The following is a 19,277-nucleotide window of genomic DNA, read 5'->3' on the forward strand; positions in this document are numbered from 1 at the left end:
CGGCGCGGGGACGCGTTCAACCGGAAACGGGCGCGAAACGGGGCGCGAAAGGCGCCCCTGTCGGCCCCTTCGCGGCCCGTCCTTCGCAGGCCGTAGCGTCACTGGCGGGCCTTGGCGTCAGTCGCCCTCGGGCGAGCTTCCCTCCATCGGGCGGACCTCGATCGGCCGGCCGAGCGATTCGAGCTGCGGCTTCACTTTCGCCGCGTCGCCGACCACGACCCAGACGAAGTCCTCCACATCGAGCGCGGCGCGCGCCGCCGCGTCGAGGCGTTCGGGAGTCTGCGCCTCGTAGCGGGCGACCAGCGTTTCGTAGTAATCGTCCGGGCGATCGTAGAGCGCCAGCGACTGCATCGCGCCGAGCACGGCGCGCGAGGTTTCGAAGCGGCCCGGCAGTGCGCCCACTTCGGAGGCGACGTTGCGGACGAGCTCGTCCTCGGTCACGCCGCGCGTGGTCAGGAACTCGCTCGTCTCGCGGATCATCTCGGCGATCGAATCCCCGGTCCGGTCGGCCTGCACGCCGCCCGCGACGAGATAGGACACCGCGTTCTCGCGCGCCTGCGGGAAGCCGCTGACGCCGTAGCTCCAACCCTTCGTCTCGCGCAGGTTCATGTTGAGCCGGGCGAGGAAATTGCCGCCCAGCGAATTGTTCGCATTGGTGAAATCGACCCAGTCCGGATCGCGCGCCGAAAGATCGGTGCGCTGCGCGGCGAGGATGAAGCTCTGCGGCGAATTGGGCCGGTCGATGAGAACGATGCGGCCGCCCTCGACCTCGGTTTCGGCGAGGGTGGAGAATTCCTTCTCGCCCCTCGGCACGCCCGGCGCGACCCAGTCGCCGAAGGCCGCGTCGAGACGGCTGACGATCTCGGCCAGCGGCCGGTCGGAGACGACGAAGACCTCCCCGTTGTCGGGCCTGATCCAGCGGTCCTTGAAGCCGAGAATGTCATCGCGGGTGATGCGTTCGACGCTCTCCACCGTGGTGACGCCGCCATAGGGCGTGTCGGTGCCGAAGAGTTCGACCCCGATCGCGCGGCCGGCGAGGCCCTGCGGCGATTTCATCTGCTGGCGGATGCCGGTGATCGTCTGAGACTTGAGGCGGGCGATGTCCTTCTCGCCGAAGGCCGGTTCGCGGATGACCTGGCTGAAGAGTTCGAGCGAGGGCGCGAGGTTGGCCGACAGCGCCGACAGGGTGAAGGTCGACCGATCGTCGTCCCCGCCGGTCGTGATGTCGACCCCCAGCCGTTCGCGCGTCTCGGCGATTTCCTGGGCGGTCAGTTCCTTCGTGCCTTCGTCGAACAGGTTGAGGGTGAGGTTTTCGAGGCCGCGCATGGCCGCGGGATCGGCCGCGCCGCCCGCGTCGAAGCTCATCGTGACATAGGTCGCGGGGACCGCGTCGCGCCGGGCATAGGTCAGCTCCATCCCGTTCGCGAGGGTGGCGCGCTCGAGCTCGGGAAAGTCGAGCGTCGCGACCGCGTCGATCGGCGGGGCGGGGCGCTCCTTGGAGACGGTGATCGCCTCGGCTGCGCCCTCGCGCTCGCCGGCGGTGCCCTCGTCCGAGGCGACGCTGGCGGCTTCCTCGTATTGCTCCTCGCGCTCGCCCGGTTCGAGCACCAGCGTCAGGGCGGGCCGCGTCAGCCACTTCTCCATCGCCGCCTTGACGTCGGCCGGGGTAAGCGTGGCGAGCGTTTCGAACTGCTTCGCGTAGAACTCGGGCGTTCCGGCGAGAACTTCGCCGCGCGCCAGCGTCACCGCCTTGCCGCCGAAGCCGCCGACCTGTTCGAGCCCGCGGATCGTGCCCGCAAGCCGGCTGGTCGCCGCGCGCCGCACCTCGTCCTCGGTCGGGCCGGTCTCGATGAACCAGTCGATCAGCTGCTTCAGCCGCGCCTCGAGCCGGTCGAGCGGCACGCCGTCCTTCAGCGTCGCGCTGACATTGAGGATGCCGACCCGCTGATAGTCGTAATTGCGCGCCCCGACGCCCACCGCGAGCTGTTCGTCGCGCACGAGGATCTCGTCGAGGCGGCTGGAAGCGAGCCCGCCGAGGATGCGGGTGCCCACGTCGAGCGCGGTCAGCTCCTCGCTGGTGATGCCCGGCGCGGGCCAGTAAAGCGTGATCGACGCCGCGGCGACCTGGTCCTTCATGACCTTGCGCACGTCCTCCTCCAGCACCGGGATGTCGGCCGCGGCGGGCGTGTTGACCGGCCCGCGATCGATGGCGCCGAACCATTTTTCGACCAGCGGGCGCGCCTCTGCGGGGGAAATGTCGCCCGCCAGCACCAGCGTCGCGTTGTTCGGCCCGTACTTGTCGGTGAACCAGTCTCGCACGTCCTCCATCGAGGCCGCGTCGAGATCCGCCATCGAACCGATCACCGAATGGCGGTAGGGGTGGCCCTCGGGAAACAGCGTCTCGAGCACCTCGTAGAAGACCAGCCCGCCCGGCTGGTTGTCGCCCTGGCGCTTCTCGTTCTGGACGACGCCGCGCTGGTTATCGAGCTTTTCCTGCGTGACCGCGCCGAGCAGGTAGCCCATCCGGTCGCTTTCGAGCCACAGCGCGCGTTCCAGTGCGGGGCGCGGGACGGTCTGGAAATAGTTGGTCCGATCGAAATTGGTCGTGCCGTTGTAATCGGTCGCGCCCATTTCCTGGAGGTACTGGAAATAGTCGGCCGGCGCGTTTTCCGACCCGTTGAACATAAGGTGCTCGAACAGGTGGGCAAAGCCGGTCTTGCCCTCGGGCTCGTCCTTGGAGCCGACATTGTACCACACGGCAACGCCCACGACCGGGGCCTTGCGGTCCTCGTGGACGATGACGGTGAGGCCGTTGTCGAGTTCGAAGCGCTCATAGGGAATGGCGACCTGTTCGACGAGGGTTTCGAGGTCGGCGCCGGCCTCGATCCCGGGCGCCTGCGTTTCCGTTGCGGCCTGCGCGAACAGGGGCGCAGCGGGCGCGGTGGCGGCGAGGGCGAGCGCCGCGCCCAAGGCAAGCGGGCTGGCGGTGAAAAGCCTGGGTTTCATGAATCCTGTTTCCCAATCATGAGTTTAGCTGCGCGCACCCTACAACCGCGCCGGGGGCGATCAAGCGCGCTTGCGCCGCGTTCGACGGAGCGTCCGGTTTCCTCGACCAGCGCCGAGCGGCGCCGCGGGGCGTTCACGGCGCGTTGGTGACGGTCTGCCGGCTCCTGGCATTGGCCAGCACGTCCTCGCGCCAGAAACGGACCGGCTTGAGGCGCTTGGCCGCATAGAGTTCCATCTGGTCGGTATGGTGCGGGCTGTCGGGCCGCGTCGTCGCCGAGCCGAAGGGCTGGATCGAGCGCGAGCGCACCCGGCCTCCGTCCGCGGGCCATTCGGCCCACTGGATGAAGCTATCGCCATGGACGAGGCTTAGCCGGCCGTCCTCCTCGACCTCCCAGGTGGTGGAGGCGCGCAGCGTGTCGGAGCCGCCGTCCAGCGGAAGGTCCCTGTCGCCCTGCCTCAGGCGGAGAAGCTCGCTCATCGGGGGGTCGATCCGGCCGAAATGCCGTTTCAGGTGGGCGACGTGCTTCGCCAGTTCCTCGCCCGCGTCGGGCCATTCATGCTTGTTCTGGTATTCGGCCGACATGAAGTCGCGGATCATCAGCAGCGCGAGCGCATCGGCAGGCCCGTCGTTGTCGGCGGTGAAATCCCAGCCGAGCAGCAGGTCGCGCGCTTCGGCGAGTTCGCCGTCCGCCTCGAGGTTCTCGAGCGCGTCCCACAGCACGGCGACATAGCCCTCGCGTTCATAGGCGCGGTCGTACTTGATCGCCTCGAGCGTGGCGCGGTCGAGCACCTCGGCCTCGCTCATCAGCTTGTAGGCGCGGCGCGAACGGTTGGTCTGCTTGCGCTCGATCCCCAGCACGGGGGAGAACGCCTCGGGATCGAGATCGCTGCCCGCGCCCGCGGCGGTGAAGGGTTCGTTGTTGGCGTTGTAGATCCACCCGCTTTCCGGGTTCACCAGCCGCGGCAGTTCCTCGTATCCGACCGGACCGTGCCAGATCAGGTCCGAACGGTCCCCCGGCAGCACGCCGCGCCAGTTCGCCTCCACGTCCTCGGGCCGGTCGGGGATCGCGGCATTGTAGACATAGGCGATGTTGCCCTCGCGGTCGGCATAGATGAAATTGGTCGAGGGGATCGCCATGCGGGAAAGCTCGCCCTCCCATTCCTCCAGCGAGGTCGCCTTGTTGAGGCGGTAATAGGCGTCGAGCTGGTCGATCCTGCCGATCCCGCCATAACGGATCGCGAAACCCTCCTGCCTGCCGTCCTCGCCTTCGCGCAGGATGACGGGGCCGTGCACGCTGCGATGGACCGCGCGGCGGATCGGCAGGACGACCGGCCCCATGCGCACGGGCAGCGTCACCCACTGCGTTTCCAGATCGCGCCATTCGCCGTCGAGCCGGTAGGCGCTCGCGTCCTCGTTCAGCACCAGTTCGTAGATGTCGACCATGTCGGGCCGGTTGACCGTGTTGGTCCAGCCCAGATGCTCGTTGTGGCCGAGGAAGGGGAAGGGCGATCCCGGGAAATTGGCGCCGGTGAAGTGCCAGCCTTCCTCGCTTTCGACGCTGAATTCGTACCACGCGACCCCGCCGCGCAGCGGCTGGTGCGAATTCGAGACGAGGACCGTCGGCCCGCCCGATTTCTCCGGCGCGACCGCGAAGGCGTTGGAGCCGAGCAGCCCCGCATCGTCGCCCAGCGGCAGGACGGTGCGGGCGGTGCGCGCGACTTCCCGCGCGCTCTCGCCCTCGGGCTGGCGCGGCGCGATCTCGCGCGGGAAGCCGGGAATGTCCGGCCCGAATTCGCGCCGCAGCGGCTTTCCGGAAACCAGCGGCTCGATGATGTTGCCGAGCCCGAAGAAGAACGGCTGGCGCAGCGCGAAACCGGCGGCGACGTCCTCGCCGTTGACCGGGAAGAGATTGCCGAGCTTGACCTCCTCGGCGTGTTCTTCGGCGAAGCGGTTGAGCCCGGCGGCGTAGGCTTCGAACAGGGCGCGGGTGTCCGCCGGCAATTCCGGGTATTCGCGCTCCGCCGTCCCGCGCGCGTCGAGCAGGTGGTAGATGTAATCGAACTGCGCGCCTTCCTCGCCCGCGATCGCGCCGTAACGGCCCTTCGACATGGCGATGACGTCCTGCAGGGTGGCGAAATCGTCCTCCGCATGGGCGACAGCGACGCCATAGGCGACATCGGCATCGGTTTGGCCGTAGATGTGCGGCACGCCGTATTCGTCGCGCACGATCTCGGCAGTGTAGGTGCGCTGCGCAGGTACGGTGGTCTCGCGCGCGAAGAACGGCTCCCAGGTTGCCAGCGCGACGAAGGCCGGGACGAGCACGGCGGCGAGCGCGAGCCCGCCTCTTTTCAGCCACTTCATGAAGGTTCCCGGAGCATGAGATCGATTGCGTCGTGTCAATGCGGGCGCGTTCGCGGCGGGTCAAGGGGACAGGGTCTTGCCGAGCGCCGCGGGCGGGCCCACCTATCCGGGCGATACACCGGGCGGCATCGCAAGCGGGATCGGCGGCGCGGCACGACAAGAGGAGAACGGCACTTGTGTTGCAGAAATGCAACATTATCTGGAAAGGGCAATCCGGTTATCCAATGAGGGGTCTCTCATGAATCTCGAAAAGTTCACCGACCGCGCCAAGGGTTTCCTCCAGAGCGCGCTGACCATCGCGATCCGCATGAATCACCAGCGGATTTCCCCGACGCATATCCTCAAGGCCCTGCTCGAGGACGAAGAAGGCATGGCGGCGGGCCTGCTCCAGCGCGCCGGGGGCCAGCCCGCGCTCGCGGTGAGCGCGGTCGATGCGGCGCTCGCCAAGGTGCCGCAGGTGACGGGCGGCGGGGCGCAGCAGCAGCCCGGACTCGACAACGACGCGGTGCGGGTGCTCGACAGCGCCGAACAGCTCGCGGACAAGGCGGGCGACGGCTACGTCACGGTCGAACGCCTGCTGACCGCGCTCGCCATGGCACCGGGCGATGCGGGCGCGGCGATCAAGGCGGCGAGCGTCACCCCGCAATCGCTCAACGCCGCGATCGAGGACCTGCGCGGCGGGCGCAGGGCCGACAGCGCCAATGCCGAAAGCGCCTATGACGCTATGGAGAAATACGCCCGCGACCTGACCCAGGCCGCGCGCGACGGCAAGCTCGATCCCGTCATCGGCCGCGACGAGGAAATCCGCCGCACGGTGCAGATCCTCGCCCGCCGGACCAAGAACAACCCCGCCCTGATCGGCGAACCCGGCACCGGCAAGACCGCGATCGCCGAAGGCCTCGCGCTGCGCATCGCCAACGGCGACGTGCCCGACAGCCTCAAGGGCCGCACGCTGATGGCCTTGGACATGGGCGCACTGATCGCGGGCGCGAAATATCGCGGCGAGTTCGAGGAGCGGCTCAAGTCCGTGCTCGACGAGGTCAAGAATGCCGAGGGCAACATCATCCTGTTCATCGACGAGATGCACACGCTGATCGGGGCGGGCGCGTCCGAAGGCTCGATGGACGCCTCGAACCTGCTCAAGCCCGCGCTCTCGCGCGGCGAGCTGCATTGCATCGGCGCGACCACGCTCGACGAATACCAGAAATATGTCGAGAAGGACCCCGCGCTCCAGCGGCGGTTCCAGCCGGTCTATATCGAGGAGCCGAGCGTCGAGGACACGATCTCGATCCTGCGCGGGATCAAGGACAAGTACGAACTCCACCACGGCGTGCGGATCACCGACGGCAGCATCGTCGCCGCGGCGAAGCTGTCGGACCGCTACATCCAGAACCGCTTCCTCCCCGACAAGGCGATCGACCTGATGGACGAGGCGGCAAGCCGCATCCGGATGGAGGTCGAATCCAAGCCCGAGGAGATCGAGGCGCTCGATCGGCGGATCATCCAGCTCAAGATCGAGGAGAGCGCGCTCGCCAAGGAGGACGACGACGCCTCGAAAGAGCGGCTCAAGGTGCTGCGCGAGGAGCTCGCCAATCTCGAGCAGGAGAGCAGCGAACTGACCACCCGCTGGCAGAACGAGCGCGACAAGATCGAGGCGGAAGGGCGGATCAAGGAACAGCTCGACGCGGCGCGGCTCGAACTCGAACAGGCCCAGCGCGAAGGCGATCTCGCCAAGGCGGGCGAGCTGTCCTACGGGCGTATCCCGCAGCTCGAAAAGCAGCTCGCCGAGGCCGAGGCGATGAGCGAGAACGCCCTGCTGCGCGAGGAGGTGACCGAGGAGGACATCGCCGGCATCGTCAGCCGCTGGACCGGCATCCCGATCGACAAGATGCTGGAGGGCGAGCGCGACAAGCTGCTGCAGATGGAAAGCATCATCGGCCAGCGCGTGATCGGGCAGGAACAGGCCGTCACCGCGGTGTCCAAGGCAGTGCGCCGCGCGCGCGCCGGATTGCAGGACCCGAACCGGCCGCTCGGCTCCTTCCTGTTCCTCGGCCCGACCGGGGTCGGCAAGACCGAACTCACCAAGGCGCTCGCCGAATTCCTGTTCGACGACGACCAGGCGATGGTCCGCATCGACATGAGCGAATTCATGGAGAAGCACGCCGTCGCCCGCCTGATCGGTGCGCCCCCGGGCTATGTCGGCTACGAAGAGGGCGGCGTGCTGACCGAGGCGGTGCGCCGCCGGCCCTATCAGGTCGTGCTGTTCGACGAGGTCGAGAAGGCGCATTCCGATGTCTTCAACGTGCTGTTGCAGGTGCTGGACGACGGGCGGCTGACCGACGGGCAGGGCAGGGTGGTGGATTTCAGCAACACGCTGATCATCCTGACCTCGAACCTCGGCAGCCAGTATCTCTCCAACATGACCGACGACCAGACCGTGACCGATGTCGAGCCGCAGGTGATGGACGTGGTGCGGGGCCATTTCCGGCCCGAGTTCCTCAACCGGCTCGACGAGATCATCCTGTTCCATCGGCTGGGACAGGAGGACATGGCCCCGATCGTCGCGATCCAGGTGGGGCGGGTGCAGAAGCTGCTCGCCGATCGCAAGATCACGCTGGAACTGTCCGACGCCGCGCTGCGCTGGCTCGGGCGGGTCGGCTACGATCCGGTCTATGGCGCGCGCCCGCTGAAGCGGGCGGTGCAGCGCTACCTGCAGGACCCCCTCGCCGAGATGCTGCTCGAAGGGAAGGTGACCGACGGCATGGTGCTCGCCATCGACGAGGGCGACGGGGCCTTGCGAATGACGCCGCTATGAAATTCCGGGCAACCTAGGCTCAGGACCCATTAAATCGCTTGCGCGGGAGGCAATCGGTTGATTCAATGGCGGCACCAGGGAGGTGTTGCTGTTGTCCGAGCTGTGGTTGTTGAGCGAGGCGCAGATGCGCCGGATTGAGCCCTATTTCCCACTGTCGCACGGCATTCCGCGGGTTGATGATCGGCGGATCGTGAGCGGCATCGTCTTTGTGATCAGGAACGGGCTGCGCTGGCGTGATGCGCCGGTCGGTTATGGTCCGCACAAGACGATCTATAATCGCTTCATATGCTGGAGCCGCCTGGGCGTGTTCAACCGCATCTTCGCCGAGCTAGCCGCCAAGGGCGGGAAGCCCGATCAGCTGATGATCGATGCCACCCATCTGAAGGCGCATCGGACAGCAGCAAGCCTGCTAAAAAAGGGGCTCTATCCCGACGTATCGGGCGCACCAAAGGTGGCTTGAACTCAAAGCTCCACGCCGTCTGCGATGGCAAGGGCCGCCCGCTGATCATGCTGCTCAGTGAAGGGCAGATGAGCGACTACAAGGGCGCTGCACTGATGATCGATGCCTTTCCGAAGGCAAAGGCGTTGCTCGCCGACCGGGGCTATGATGCTGACTGGTTTCGCGCCGCTCTGGAGCAGCGCGGCATTGCTCCGTGCATCCCGTCAAAGGCGAACCGCAAGGTGCCCATCCCGCACGACACGACCCTCTATCGCCAACGCTACAAGGTCGAGAACATGTTCGGCAAACTCAAGGACTGGCGCCGGATCCACACCCGCTACGATCGCTGCGCGCACACCTTCATGTCCGCCATCTGCATCGCAGCAACCGTCATCTTCTGGCTGCCGCAATGAGTCCTGAGCCTAGTTTGGTTTGCAAATGCAACGGTGGTTCGGCCTGAAGCTGGACACCCGCAAAAAAGAAGGGCCGGATCGCTGATCCGGCCCTTATATGTTTATGCGATGCAGAACTTAGAACAGGGCGCGAACCCCGGCGAAGTAACGCCGACCGAAGACCTCGAAGATCGCGCTTCCGTCGCCAGTGCCGGTGAGGCCGAGCGGCGGATTGGTACCAAGAAGATTCTCGACGCCCCCGAAGAACTCGAACGAGGGTTCGCCCTCCGCATCTTCGATTTGGAACGCCAGTCGAATGTCGTGGTACAGGGTTTCGGGATACTCCAGCGGGAAGCTCGCATCCGGGTTCTGCGGAGGTTGACCGTTGAGCGGGTTCTGAGCCTCGAACGAGGTCGTAAGCTGCGGTCCGATATACCGTGCACCATAGCCGAAAGTAACCGCACCGAAGGTCAGGTCCAAGTCGAAGACAAACTGATTCTGTGGGTCACCGAGTTCCCCGAGAATACGGTTCTCGAAGTTTGGATTAGTCGGATCCTGGAAGTTGCTCGACGTCATCACATGCGTGTAGAGAAGGCGCGCGTTCACGAAGACATCTTCGGAAAGCGACTTCCTATAGGAAACATCGACGTCGATTCCTTCGCGGATCCGGCTGGCGAAGTTCAGCGGCGACTGCAGGATCGAGCCCTGCAGAACTTGCCCCGGCTCTTCGCCTTCCGGACCGATACCCGTCCCATTACGTTCGAAGTTGCCGCAGAAAGGGTTGTCGAGATCAGGAAGATCGTAGCAGGTCGCGATGATCGTGTTACCCGCCACCGATGCGATGACATCTTCCACTTCGATGTTGTAGTAATCGAAGGTCACCGCGAAGCCGGGTAGCCAGCTCGGCTGATAGACCCCGCCGATCGTGTACGAAATCGAAGCTTCCTCGAAAAGATCGGGGTTGTTCCCGTTCAGGCCTCTGGTGGAGACGGTCGCATTCGCCACCTGCTGGAACCCCGGGTCATCGAGGATGGCACCGAGATCAGCCTCGCAGTTCGCCCGCCGGAATTCCGATCCTTGGTCGATGCGCGTGGAGGCACAAGGGTCGGTAACGGAGATGAAGGTCACGTTGGGTTCACCGGCGGTGTCGGTGTAATTCGGAGCTCGGACCGCTCGGCCGTAATTCGCCCGGAACAAAAGGTCAGGGGTCGGCGACCAGCGCGCACCGAGATTGTAAGCGTAGGTCGTGCCGATCGGACCGGTGTAGTCCGAAACACGGCCTGCGGCGCTAAACGAGAGTTCTTCGAAGAACGGGACGCCCGAGAGAATGGGGAAATCAACTTCGGCGAAGGCTTCCTTGACCTCGAAGGGGCGCTCCGGATTGAACTGCGTCAACGGGTTCGTGAAGGTCAGGTTGTCTTCGATGACCTGGTCTGCCTGGAAGAACGCATCTTCGCGGCGGTATTCGCCACCGACCACGTACCCGACGGGCCCGCCCGGAAGCTCGAAGAAACCATCCGTCGTGCCGGAGAGGAAGCCCAGCCCGGATTATTCACCGGCGGTGGTCTGACGGGTTGGCGGGAGTGGCGTAAGCATTTGCATTGTTGTAGGAATGTGGTTGCTTAAGCCAGACCTGCAACGGGGCAAAATATGCCACAGACCACACCCGCCGGATGCGATGATAGCGCGTCCGTATTTTCGTTTCCAGCAGTGCGCGGCAAGAAGGTCACAGCTGCGTTTGACGGCGGCAGGCTGACCTCGGATGGCGGGGTCCTGGTGCTGGCTCAGGCCGAGCGCATGATGGGGCTCTGCCAGCGGCTTGCGGCGTGTATTGCCGATCCGCGCGATCCTGCTCGGGTGGTTCATCGGCTTGAAGATATCCTGCGCGCGCGGATGTTCGCGATCGCCTGCGGCTATGAGGATGCCGATGATCTCGACGCTCTGCGCGATGATCCGGGCTTCCGCCTTGCGCTGGGCAAGCTGCCGGGATCGGGTGCGGGGTTGGCCAGCCAACCGACGATGAGCCGCTGGGAGAATGCGCCGAGCACGCGCGAGCTGGCAAAGATGCTGGGGATCATGATCGACATCTACTGCGCCAGCTACCCCACTCCGCCGGCGGCGGTGACGCTGGATATCGATGACACCTGCGACGTCGTGCACGGCTATCAGCAACTCTCCTTCTGGAACGGACATCATGGGGAGCGCTGCTTCCTGCCGATCCATGTCTACGACACGGCAACGGGCCGGCCGGTGGCGATGCTGCTGCGCACGGGCAAGACGCCTTCTGGCAAGGAGGCGGCAGGGCATATCCGGCGTCTGGTGCGCCATCTTCGCCGCCACTGGCCCGATACCCACATCACCATCCGCGGTGACGGGCATTATGGACGGCCCGAGGTCATGGCCTTCTGCGAGGCGGCCCATGTCGATTACGTGTTCGGTCTGCCGACCAACGCCGCGCTGCGCGCTGATCCGGTTATCGTCACTGCCGCCGATGCCTGCGCGGTCCGCCGCGCCGAGTGCCAACTCCCGGTCCTGCGCAGCTATGCCGAGACCCGCTACGGCGCGAAGAGCTGGAACCGCCAGCGCCGCGTCGTCGCCAGGATCGAGGCCAGCACGCTGGGCATGGATATCCGCTACGTCGTCACATCGCTCACCGAAAGCTCGGCCGAGCACATCTATGACACGCTCTACTGCGCGCGCGGGCAGGCCGAGAACCTGATCAAGCTGCACAAGACCCAGCTGGCCAGTGACCGCACCTCGTGCCGGTCGGCGAACGCCAACCAGATGCGCCTGATCCTGCACACCGCTGCCTACTGGCTGCTGTGGCGCGTTCAGCAGGCGATCCCAAAGACCACCGCTCTGGCAAAAGCCGAGTTTACGACCCTGCGCCTGCGGCTGCTCAAGGTTGCTGCCCGCGTCATGGAAAGCGCCACCCGAATCCGCGTAGCGTTCGCCTCTGCGTGCCCCGATGCCGATCTGATGCGTGCCATCGTTCTCGCGCTCAAGCCTGCGCCGACGTAGCGGGCGCGGCAGTGCCGCAGAAACCCCGAGCCAAGTCCTTCAACCAGAAAAGCCCATCGATCACAGCGCGGTGAAACAGACGCCAGCGGTGCCGCACGCCCGCTCTACGCCGCCGCACGCAGCAGTGGCGTCAAGCTCGCGCCGAGAGGCGCCCAACCGCATCGCCGTGAATAAGAGAGGCTAATCTGCACCCTTTCGTTTCCGCCCTCCCATCCCGGGTTGGGGCGATTTCCTCGATGGAGCGGAGGGCGCGGCCTTCGGGCCGCCCGGCTTCCGCTCTCACGTCGGGCAGAGTTCCCACGCAAGGTGCACCGGCGAAGCGGCGCAACAAGCGAACGGGAATCGCCTGTGCGGTTGAGTGAACCTTCACAACGTCCAAGAAAAGCTCAGGAAGGGGGAGCCGGCAATTTCGGGAGTTGGTGTCGCCGAGTTGCAACACTGTGACGCGCTTGCACGAATTGCACCACGCGGCCGGTCCCGATCGGGGTATGGGCGCTGCGCGACGTTGTCAACAAGTGGCCGTCTCGCGCGACGATAAGCACCTGTTCGTCCACGTCAATCCCGGCCGCGAAGGCGACTGCCCGTTCCGGGTCCACAAGGCCGACGACCTCAGCGGGCTGTCGCGCAGGCTCGCCGCCGATCCGATGGGATTCCGCAGCGCCACCCGGGTCAACGACGTTGGATACGGTAGCGCCAGGCCGCAGCGCCGCAAGCGGTTGCGCTCCCGTTTCGCACCCCGTTCGCGGGCGCAGGCCTACTCGACGCGGCTGCCGCGCACGCCCTTGCGGCCGTTGAAGCTGACCCAGAAGGTTCCCATCGCCGCGGGCTTGAACTCGACCGTGTCGCCGACTTCGGGCGCGCGGAATCGGATCGAGTTGCTTTTCAGCCGCCACATCGCGCCGCCGTCCGCGATCCAGATGAACCATTCGTTGCGGCCTGCCTGCTGCACGCGGGCGACGGTCGAGACCAGGCGGTCGGCCTCTTCCTCTTCGTCCTCGTCCACCGCGAGGATGCCGCCTCTGGGGACCGAGAAGCCGAACAGGGCGCGCCGGGCCTCGGTGATCTCCTCGGTCTCGACGACCTTCACTTCGCCTCCTTCCGCCGCATCCACCAGCGCGCCGGCCGCCCGGTCGAAACAGGCGAGGCGTTCGGCATCCTCGGCGATCTCGCGGCAGGCGGCGAGCGTGCCGACGAGCGGGCTGTCGGCGATGCGGTCGCGCGCGCGGGGTTCGTCCTGCGCGTGAAGCGACGCCAAGGGCGCAGCGAGGAGGGCGGCGGCCAGGACAGCCAGCGGGCGCAGCCTTGGAAAGGTCGTCATGCTCGTGTCTTTTCCTCGATGGGGCGGGAAGGCGAGGGCGCCTGGGCGAGCGTCCCCGCGTCCCTGCGCGATCCGGTCATTCGGGCAGAAATCCGGGCTGGTTGTCGCCCACGAATTCGCGCGCGGCGGCGTTGCCCCGGCGCGCGAGCAGTTCCCATTCGCGATTGGTCATGCAGGTCCGTTTGCGCCGGGCGCGCGATCCGATGACGGCTTCGGTCCTGCAGCGCACGAAATCGGGATGCGAACGGTCGGTGATCTTTTCCGGCTTCGCAGCTTCGTCCGGCGCGGCCTCGGCTGCCGCATCGACCTGTCCGGTCGCGGGGTCGGCGCCGGTTTCGGGTGGAGTTGCGGGCTCGGCCATGGTGGCGGGCGCGGCCTGGAACAGGATGAGCGCGGCAAGGAACAGGGGTGTCGTGAACATCGGCAGGCTTCCGTGGTAAGGGCAAGGCCCTAGCACAGCGGGCCTCCGGGCGAAATGGCGGCGAAAAGGAAAAGGGGCGGGCCCTTGCGAGGCTCGCCCCTTCCTTTAGCCCGGCAGCGCCGAACCGGCTTCGGCTTAGAAGCTGAAGCGGATGTTCGCGCTGTAGCGACGACCCAGCGGATCGTAGGTCGACGGGAAGACGTTGCCCGAGTTGAACGAGGTCGAACCAATGTCCGAACCGACCACGGAGGGCTGGTTGTCGAACAGGTTGATTACCGTCGCGGTGAACAGCACGTTCTGCATCACGTCCCACTGGAAGGTCAGGTCGAAATAGCTTTCCGCAGGGATCTGCGTGAAATCGACCTCGCCGAAGACCGGGGAGTCGCCGATGAAGGCCGGACCCTGGTCCGCGATGTCTTCCGGTTCCTGCTCGACCCCGCTGAGGTAACGCCACCGCAGCGACAGCGAGTAATCGTCCATGAAGCTGAGCGTCGTGCGCTGGTTGAACACGAATTCCGGCTGGACGTTGCAGTTGACCGAGTAGAAGCCGACGCAATCGCGGAACAACGAATTCGGGTCGCCCGCATTCGCCTGGAAGCGGTTTTCGTTGGTCCAGGTGCCCTCGAAGTTGAGGTTGAGCCGGATGTCGTCGGTCAGGTCGGAGCCGTAGTTCACGCGAACGTCGATACCATCGGTCTGGATGCGACCCAGATTGGTGAGGTTGAGCAGGACCCCGCGAACTTCGTTCTGGGCCCCCGCGATCTCACCGGTGCTGGCGCTGCGTTCGATCAGCTGGCAGTTGGTGTTGGTCGCGAAATCGAGATTGTCCGAATTGTAGCAACCCCGGATGATGTCGCCGATGGCGGGCGAGGTGATCGCATCCTCGATCGCGATGTTGAAGTAATCGACCGTCAGCGTCAGGCCCGGAACGAAATCGGGCTGTGCGATGAAGCCGACCGTCCAGGTTTCGGCCTGTTCGGTGTCGAGGTTGAGATTGCCGCCGGTGGTGACGTTGATCTGGCCCGCCGGAGGCTGACCGATCAGGCCGTTGTTGACGATCGAGGCCGGTGCGCCCTGGGCGATACAGACCGCCGCAAGCTGGGCGTCGGTGGTCGGCGCATTGCCCGCGCACGGATCCTGCGACAGGTTGTCGAGGCCCGTGACCTGCGGGAAGAACAGCTCACCGATGGTCGGCGCCCGCGCCGCCCGCTGGTAGTTGCCGCGCAGCGAGAAGCCGAGCACCGGTTCCCAGGTCAGGCCGGCCTTCCAGGTGAACTCGTTGCTCGAAAGCTCGTAGTTCGAATAGCGGCCGCCCAGGTCGAGCGTCAGGTTTTCGGCGAAGGGGAGCCCTTCGAGAATCGGGACCACGAGTTCGCCGTAGACGTCGAACACGTCGTACGAACCGCTGAAGTTCGGGTCCGCACCGCCCGCGCCGACGATCGCACCCGGCGTCTGCGAGGCTTCGTCCGAAACCTGGCTGGTCGAGAATTCGCGATATTCCGCACCGACCGCGAAGTTCACCGGACTGTCGGCGAACAGCGTGATCGGCAGGTCGCCGAACACCGAGCCCTGCACCGTGCCGATCGACGACTGGTCGATGATCTGCTGGGTCAGGTTGAACACGAAGTCCTGCGCGGCCTGGCTGCCGAGGTTGCCCTGTGTGCCGAACAGGTTGACCGGTTCACAGCCGCGCGAGGTGTCGATGCACTGCACGCCGCCCTCGCCATCGGGGATGGCAAGGACCGACTGCTGCAGGCGATCGGCGCGCGCGAAGCCCGACTGGCGCTGAATACGCTCGGATTCGCCGTAGGTGGCGAACAGGTCATAGTCGATGTTGTCGGTGATCGAACCGCGCGCACCCACGACCATGTTGAACAGCGTGGTGGTGAAGTCCGAATCGCGGGTGCCGATTTCGACCGTACGACGACGCACCTGCGCGTCGAAAGTGCGGTAGGCGGGGTTCGACGTGCCGTCGGGGAGTGTCGAACCGAACGGCGTGTTGCGCGCCGCCTCGTAATCGGCCGCGGAGAGACCCAGCGCATCGCCGAAACGCTGCGCGATGGCATCGGGGATCAGCGGGTTGTTGAGGTTGTATTCGAAGGTGTTGAAGAACGAACCGCCCGGCGCGATGATGGTCGACACGGTCTGCTTCGAGAACACGGCCTGCGAATAGAGTTCGATCGCCGGGCTGATCTCGTAATTGGCCGCGCCGTACATGTTGAACCGTTCGAACGGCGTCTGGAAGATGTTGAGCGGGTTGAAGTTGTACAGGTCGACGCCGCTGAAACCGCCCGGCTTGATGTCCGTGCCTTCGTCGTTGATCTGGCCGTTCACGCTGCCTTCCGGGCCGTTGAACACGATGTAGGACGGGACCGTTGCCGACGAACCGCCCGCCGTGCCGGTGAACGAACCGACGTTGAAGATCGAGAAGTCGCGGTCGCCCTGGAAGACTTCGGCCTGGTCCTGGTAGCCGACGCTGAGGACCGCGTTGCCGCGACCGTCGTCGAAATTGGCACCGATCGTCATTTCGGCGCGATACATCTCGCCGTCGCCGCGCTCGGTGATCTGGTTGGTCAGGTCGAGCTGGATGCCGGCGAAGTCGCGCTTGGTGATGAAGTTGACGACACCCGAAACGGCGTCCGCACCATAGGTGGTGGTCGCACCGCCGGTCAGGATGTCGGTCCGTTCGAGCACCGCGATCGGGATGTTGTTGAGGTCGACGCGGCCGGATTCGTCCGCGGGGACGAAGCGGCGACCGTCGAGCAGGACGAGGTTGCGCTGCGAACCGATGCCGCGCAGGTTGACGAAGCTGGCGCCGCCGTTGCCGTTGTTGACCTGGGCGCCCACGCTCGGCACCGCGCCGGGCAGTTCGCGCAGGAACTGTTCGGCGACGTTCGTACCGCGCAGGGTCAGTTCCGCTTCGTCGACCGCGGCAACCGGGCTCGACAGCCGCAGGTTGGGGTCGGTGACGCGCGAACCCGTGACGATGATCGCCGGGGCATCGGTCGCGGCAGGCTGCGGACGGGTGCCGGCATCCTGCGCGACGGCTTCGTCCTCTTCCTCGAGGTCGGTCTGTTGCGCCAGGGTCGGCGAGGCCGCCAGCGCGAGGCCGACCGCAAAGGAGCCGGCGCTCAGACGCAATAGCGTGGACTTTCTCATGTAATCTGTACCCTTTCGTTTCCGCCCCCCCATCCCGGGGTCGGGCCATTTCCTCGATGGAGCGGAGGGCGGTATACGGACCGCCCGGACTCCCCTCTCACGTCGGGCAAGGTTCCAACGCAAGGTGCGCCGACGAAGCGGCGCAACAAGCGAACAGGAATCGCCTGTGAAGTGGAATGAACGTTCCGGGTGTCCAAGAAAAGCTCAGCAAGGGAAAACCGCCAATTTCGGGCGCCGGTGTCGCCATGTTGCAACACTGTGACGTGCTTGCGCGAACTGCATCGCGCAATGCGTTTGCTGCACCATTGCAACGTGGCTTGCGGTGCGTCCCTCGCCGCGTTCCTTGCCGCGTCCCTGCCGTAGGGCGCGTTAGGTCTCGCGGCCGCCCGCGGATGTCACGTCGAAGGCGATCGTCATCCGCTCGGCCGATCCGAACGGGGTGGTGCCGTGATAGAGCGTGGAGGGGAACAGCGCGAGCCGGCCTTCGCGCGGCTCGATCGTGGCGAGCGGTGGCAGGTCGAGCCCGAGCTCGGGCGGCGGACAACCGATTTCGAGCCAGCCGGGCGGGCGCTCGCCCTCGCCGACGGGCGCGTGGGCTTCCTCCGGCACGACGAGGTAGAGCGCGCTCGAGACGATCCCCTGCGGGTGGATGTGCGCGGTGTGGTAATCGCCCTGTCCCCCCGCTCCGCCGCCCGCCAGCCGGACCGACCACGAACCGAGCAGCTGCCACGGCGTCTCGCGGTGGCGCAGCAGCGGGTGCGCCGCGTCGCGCGGCGGCAGGCCCGCGCGGTGAAGCTCGAGCGTCGCGCGGATCGCCTCGTGCAGTTCGGCAAGGACCGGCTCGGTCCGGTGGAACAGGATGCCGCGCGTCTGCGTGCCCCCGCGCAGGCTCTGGCCGAGCGGCATGGTCGAACGGGCATGGATCGCACGCAAGGCCTGCGCCGCGTCGGCCACCAGCCCGTCCCGCCCGGCCAGTTCGCGAAAGCCCACCAGCCCCGCCTGCCCGTGCAGCCAGGCCGCCCGTTCGCGCGATGCCGCGTCCTCGCCCAGCCGCCAGGCGATCCCGCGCAGCGCCCAGGCCCCGATGTCCCGCGGATCGGCGGCGAGCGCGCGGTCGAGGCAGGCGTGGGCGCGCGGCAGGTCGCGCGCGCGCAGGGCGTGGCGCGCCTCGTTGCGGAACCGGATCGGGCGGGAGTCGGCAAGCCGCGCGAAGATCGCCTCGGCCCGGTCCCAGTCGCCCGCCGAGCCGCAATGCACCGCCTCGAGCAGGGCGAAATGCGGCTCGCGCGGGAAGCGCGCGCGGGCCTCGGCGGCGATGGCGGCGGCCTCTTCGGCGCGATCGAGCCCGGCCAGCGCCTCGACATGGGCGTGCGCGATGTTGGGATCCTGCGGCGCCTTCCTCGCGGCCTCGGCGAAGGGGGCGGTCCAGTCGGCCTCGCCCGCGGCGTGCTTCAGCCCGGCGAGGAAGGTCAGCGCGGCGATGAAGCCCGGGGCCTGCGCGCAGATCTGTTCGGCCACGATCCGCGCGCCCGCGACGTCGCCGGCGAGTTCGAGCGCCTGCGCCTTGCCGAGCCACAGGTCCGCATCGCCCGGATTGACCGCGAGCGCCGCGTCGAACCGGGCGAGCGCATCGGCTTCGCCCCGTTCGAGCGCGACCCGCGCGCGGCCATGGAGCGCCCGCGGATGGCGCGGCTCGCGGGCGAGCGCCGCCTCGTACCAGCGTGCCGCCTCGGCCGGACGCCCGCAGGCGCGGTGCGAGAGCGCGGCAACGCTGCCATAGCGCGCGAGCGTGCGGCCCGCGCCCTCGTGCGGGCGGATCGCGGCGAGCGCTTCCTCGTGCCGGCCGAGCCGCTGCAGGGCGATCGCGTGGTTGAGCGCGTAATCCACCATCGCGGGCGCGTTGGTGCAGGCGGCGGCGAAATGCGCGGCGGCCGCCTCGGCGTCGTTCGATCTCAGCGCGATGTCGCCTGCCGCATCGGCCAGCGCGGCATCGGCGGGATGGGCGCGCCGCGCCTCCTCGACGATGGCCCGCGCGCGCGCCAGCTGGCCGCGCTGCAGCGCCATGCGGACGCGCACCATCGCCTCGGGCGCCGACAGGGAAGGGGCCGCGCTCATGCCGGGCGCAGCCGGCCGGTCGTGGCGCGCGTGCGCTCGAGCGCGGGATTCCCCGCGAGAGGCGTCGTCGTCTCCATGGTGCTCACGGCGCGAGTGCCTGCCAGCCGTGCGCCGCGCTGGCAAGCCGCGCGCGCCGTGCCGGTCCGTTTTGCCCGCTTGATTCCGGCGAAGGCCTCTCATAGGCGAGTTCCAAACCGAAACCGGTTTTTCGAAGGGGATCAAAGGAGAG

At 66.7% G+C, this 19,277-nt stretch carries 10 protein-coding genes; 3 read left to right on the forward strand and 7 right to left on the reverse strand.

Annotated elements, in window-relative coordinates; genetic code table 11:
- Positions 1–117 precede the first annotated feature (117 nt).
- On the reverse strand, positions 118–3,006 hold the full coding sequence (locus BLU08_RS14390; RefSeq protein ID WP_090200580.1) for a pitrilysin family protein: 2,889 nt from the start codon (positions 3,004–3,006) through the stop codon (positions 118–120).
- Between the two features lie 133 nt (positions 3,007–3,139).
- On the reverse strand, positions 3,140–5,368 hold the full coding sequence (locus BLU08_RS14395; protein ID WP_090200582.1) for an acylase: 2,229 nt from the start codon (positions 5,366–5,368) through the stop codon (positions 3,140–3,142).
- 238 nt (positions 5,369–5,606) lie between these two features.
- On the opposite strand from BLU08_RS14395, the gene clpB reads away from it, so the two are divergent.
- Together clpB and BLU08_RS14405 are read left to right on the forward strand one after the other, a co-directional pair.
- The gene (gene clpB, locus BLU08_RS14400) at positions 5,607–8,183 is read left to right on the forward strand and encodes an ATP-dependent chaperone ClpB (RefSeq protein ID WP_090200584.1); all 2,577 of its coding nucleotides are present in this window, start codon (positions 5,607–5,609) and stop codon (positions 8,181–8,183) included.
- 91 nt (positions 8,184–8,274) lie between these two features.
- A protein-coding gene (locus tag BLU08_RS14405) for an IS5 family transposase (protein ID WP_090201484.1) occupies positions 8,275–9,035 on the forward strand; the annotation gives its coding sequence in 2 pieces (ribosomal slippage) (positions 8,275–8,614 and positions 8,614–9,035; 762 coding nt in all).
- 117 nt (positions 9,036–9,152) lie between these two features.
- On the opposite strand, the gene BLU08_RS14410 is transcribed toward BLU08_RS14405, so the two are convergent.
- Positions 9,153–10,556: a TonB-dependent receptor domain-containing protein gene (locus tag BLU08_RS14410; protein WP_090200586.1), complete on the reverse strand. Its 1,404-nt coding sequence runs from the start codon at positions 10,554–10,556 to the stop codon at positions 9,153–9,155.
- 108 nt (positions 10,557–10,664) lie between these two features.
- Here BLU08_RS14410 and BLU08_RS14415 point away from each other — a divergent pair, with 108 nt between their 5' ends.
- Positions 10,665–12,035 (forward strand): IS1380 family transposase, encoded by a 1,371-nt coding sequence (locus tag BLU08_RS14415; RefSeq protein ID WP_090193782.1) that lies wholly within the window; start codon positions 10,665–10,667, stop codon positions 12,033–12,035.
- 754 nt (positions 12,036–12,789) lie between these two features.
- Here the strand turns inward: BLU08_RS14415 and BLU08_RS14420 are convergent.
- The 4 genes from BLU08_RS14420 to BLU08_RS14435 form a co-directional block, all read right to left on the reverse strand.
- Positions 12,790–13,353, reverse strand: coding sequence for a hypothetical protein (locus tag BLU08_RS14420; RefSeq protein ID WP_090200588.1), 564 nt, complete (start codon positions 13,351–13,353; stop codon positions 12,790–12,792).
- A gap of 76 nt (positions 13,354–13,429) precedes the next feature.
- Positions 13,430–13,774 carry a hypothetical protein gene (locus BLU08_RS14425; RefSeq protein WP_090200590.1) on the reverse strand — a complete coding sequence of 115 codons (345 nt, stop codon included), beginning with the start codon at positions 13,772–13,774 and terminating at the stop codon, positions 13,430–13,432.
- Between the two features lie 135 nt (positions 13,775–13,909).
- Positions 13,910–16,933, reverse strand: coding sequence for a TonB-dependent receptor domain-containing protein (locus BLU08_RS14430; protein WP_090200592.1), 3,024 nt, complete (start codon positions 16,931–16,933; stop codon positions 13,910–13,912).
- Between the two features lie 369 nt (positions 16,934–17,302).
- Positions 17,303–19,048 (reverse strand): putative 2OG-Fe(II) oxygenase, encoded by a 1,746-nt coding sequence (locus BLU08_RS14435; RefSeq protein ID WP_090200595.1) that lies wholly within the window; start codon positions 19,046–19,048, stop codon positions 17,303–17,305.
- Positions 19,049–19,277 lie beyond the last annotated feature (229 nt).

Source organism: Erythrobacter sp. HL-111, assembly GCF_900105095.1.
Taxonomy (GTDB): domain Bacteria; phylum Pseudomonadota; class Alphaproteobacteria; order Sphingomonadales; family Sphingomonadaceae; genus Erythrobacter.

Excerpts from the sequence above, each read along its gene's own strand:
- BLU08_RS14430 (WP_090200592.1), bottom strand. The coding sequence starts at position 16,933 with ATGAGAAAGTCCACGCTATTGCGTCTGAGCGCCGGCTCCTTTGCGGTC.
- BLU08_RS14390 (WP_090200580.1), bottom strand. The coding sequence starts at position 3,006 with ATGAAACCCAGGCTTTTCACCGCCAGCCCGCTTGCCTTGGGCGCGGCG.
- BLU08_RS14425 (WP_090200590.1), bottom strand. The coding sequence starts at position 13,774 with ATGTTCACGACACCCCTGTTCCTTGCCGCGCTCATCCTGTTCCAGGCC.
- clpB (WP_090200584.1), top strand. The coding sequence starts at position 5,607 with ATGAATCTCGAAAAGTTCACCGACCGCGCCAAGGGTTTCCTCCAGAGC.
- BLU08_RS14420 (WP_090200588.1), bottom strand. The coding sequence starts at position 13,353 with ATGACGACCTTTCCAAGGCTGCGCCCGCTGGCTGTCCTGGCCGCCGCC.
- BLU08_RS14415 (WP_090193782.1), top strand. The coding sequence starts at position 10,665 with ATGCCACAGACCACACCCGCCGGATGCGATGATAGCGCGTCCGTATTT.
- BLU08_RS14395 (WP_090200582.1), bottom strand. The coding sequence starts at position 5,368 with ATGAAGTGGCTGAAAAGAGGCGGGCTCGCGCTCGCCGCCGTGCTCGTC.
- BLU08_RS14435 (WP_090200595.1), bottom strand. The coding sequence starts at position 19,048 with ATGAGCGCGGCCCCTTCCCTGTCGGCGCCCGAGGCGATGGTGCGCGTC.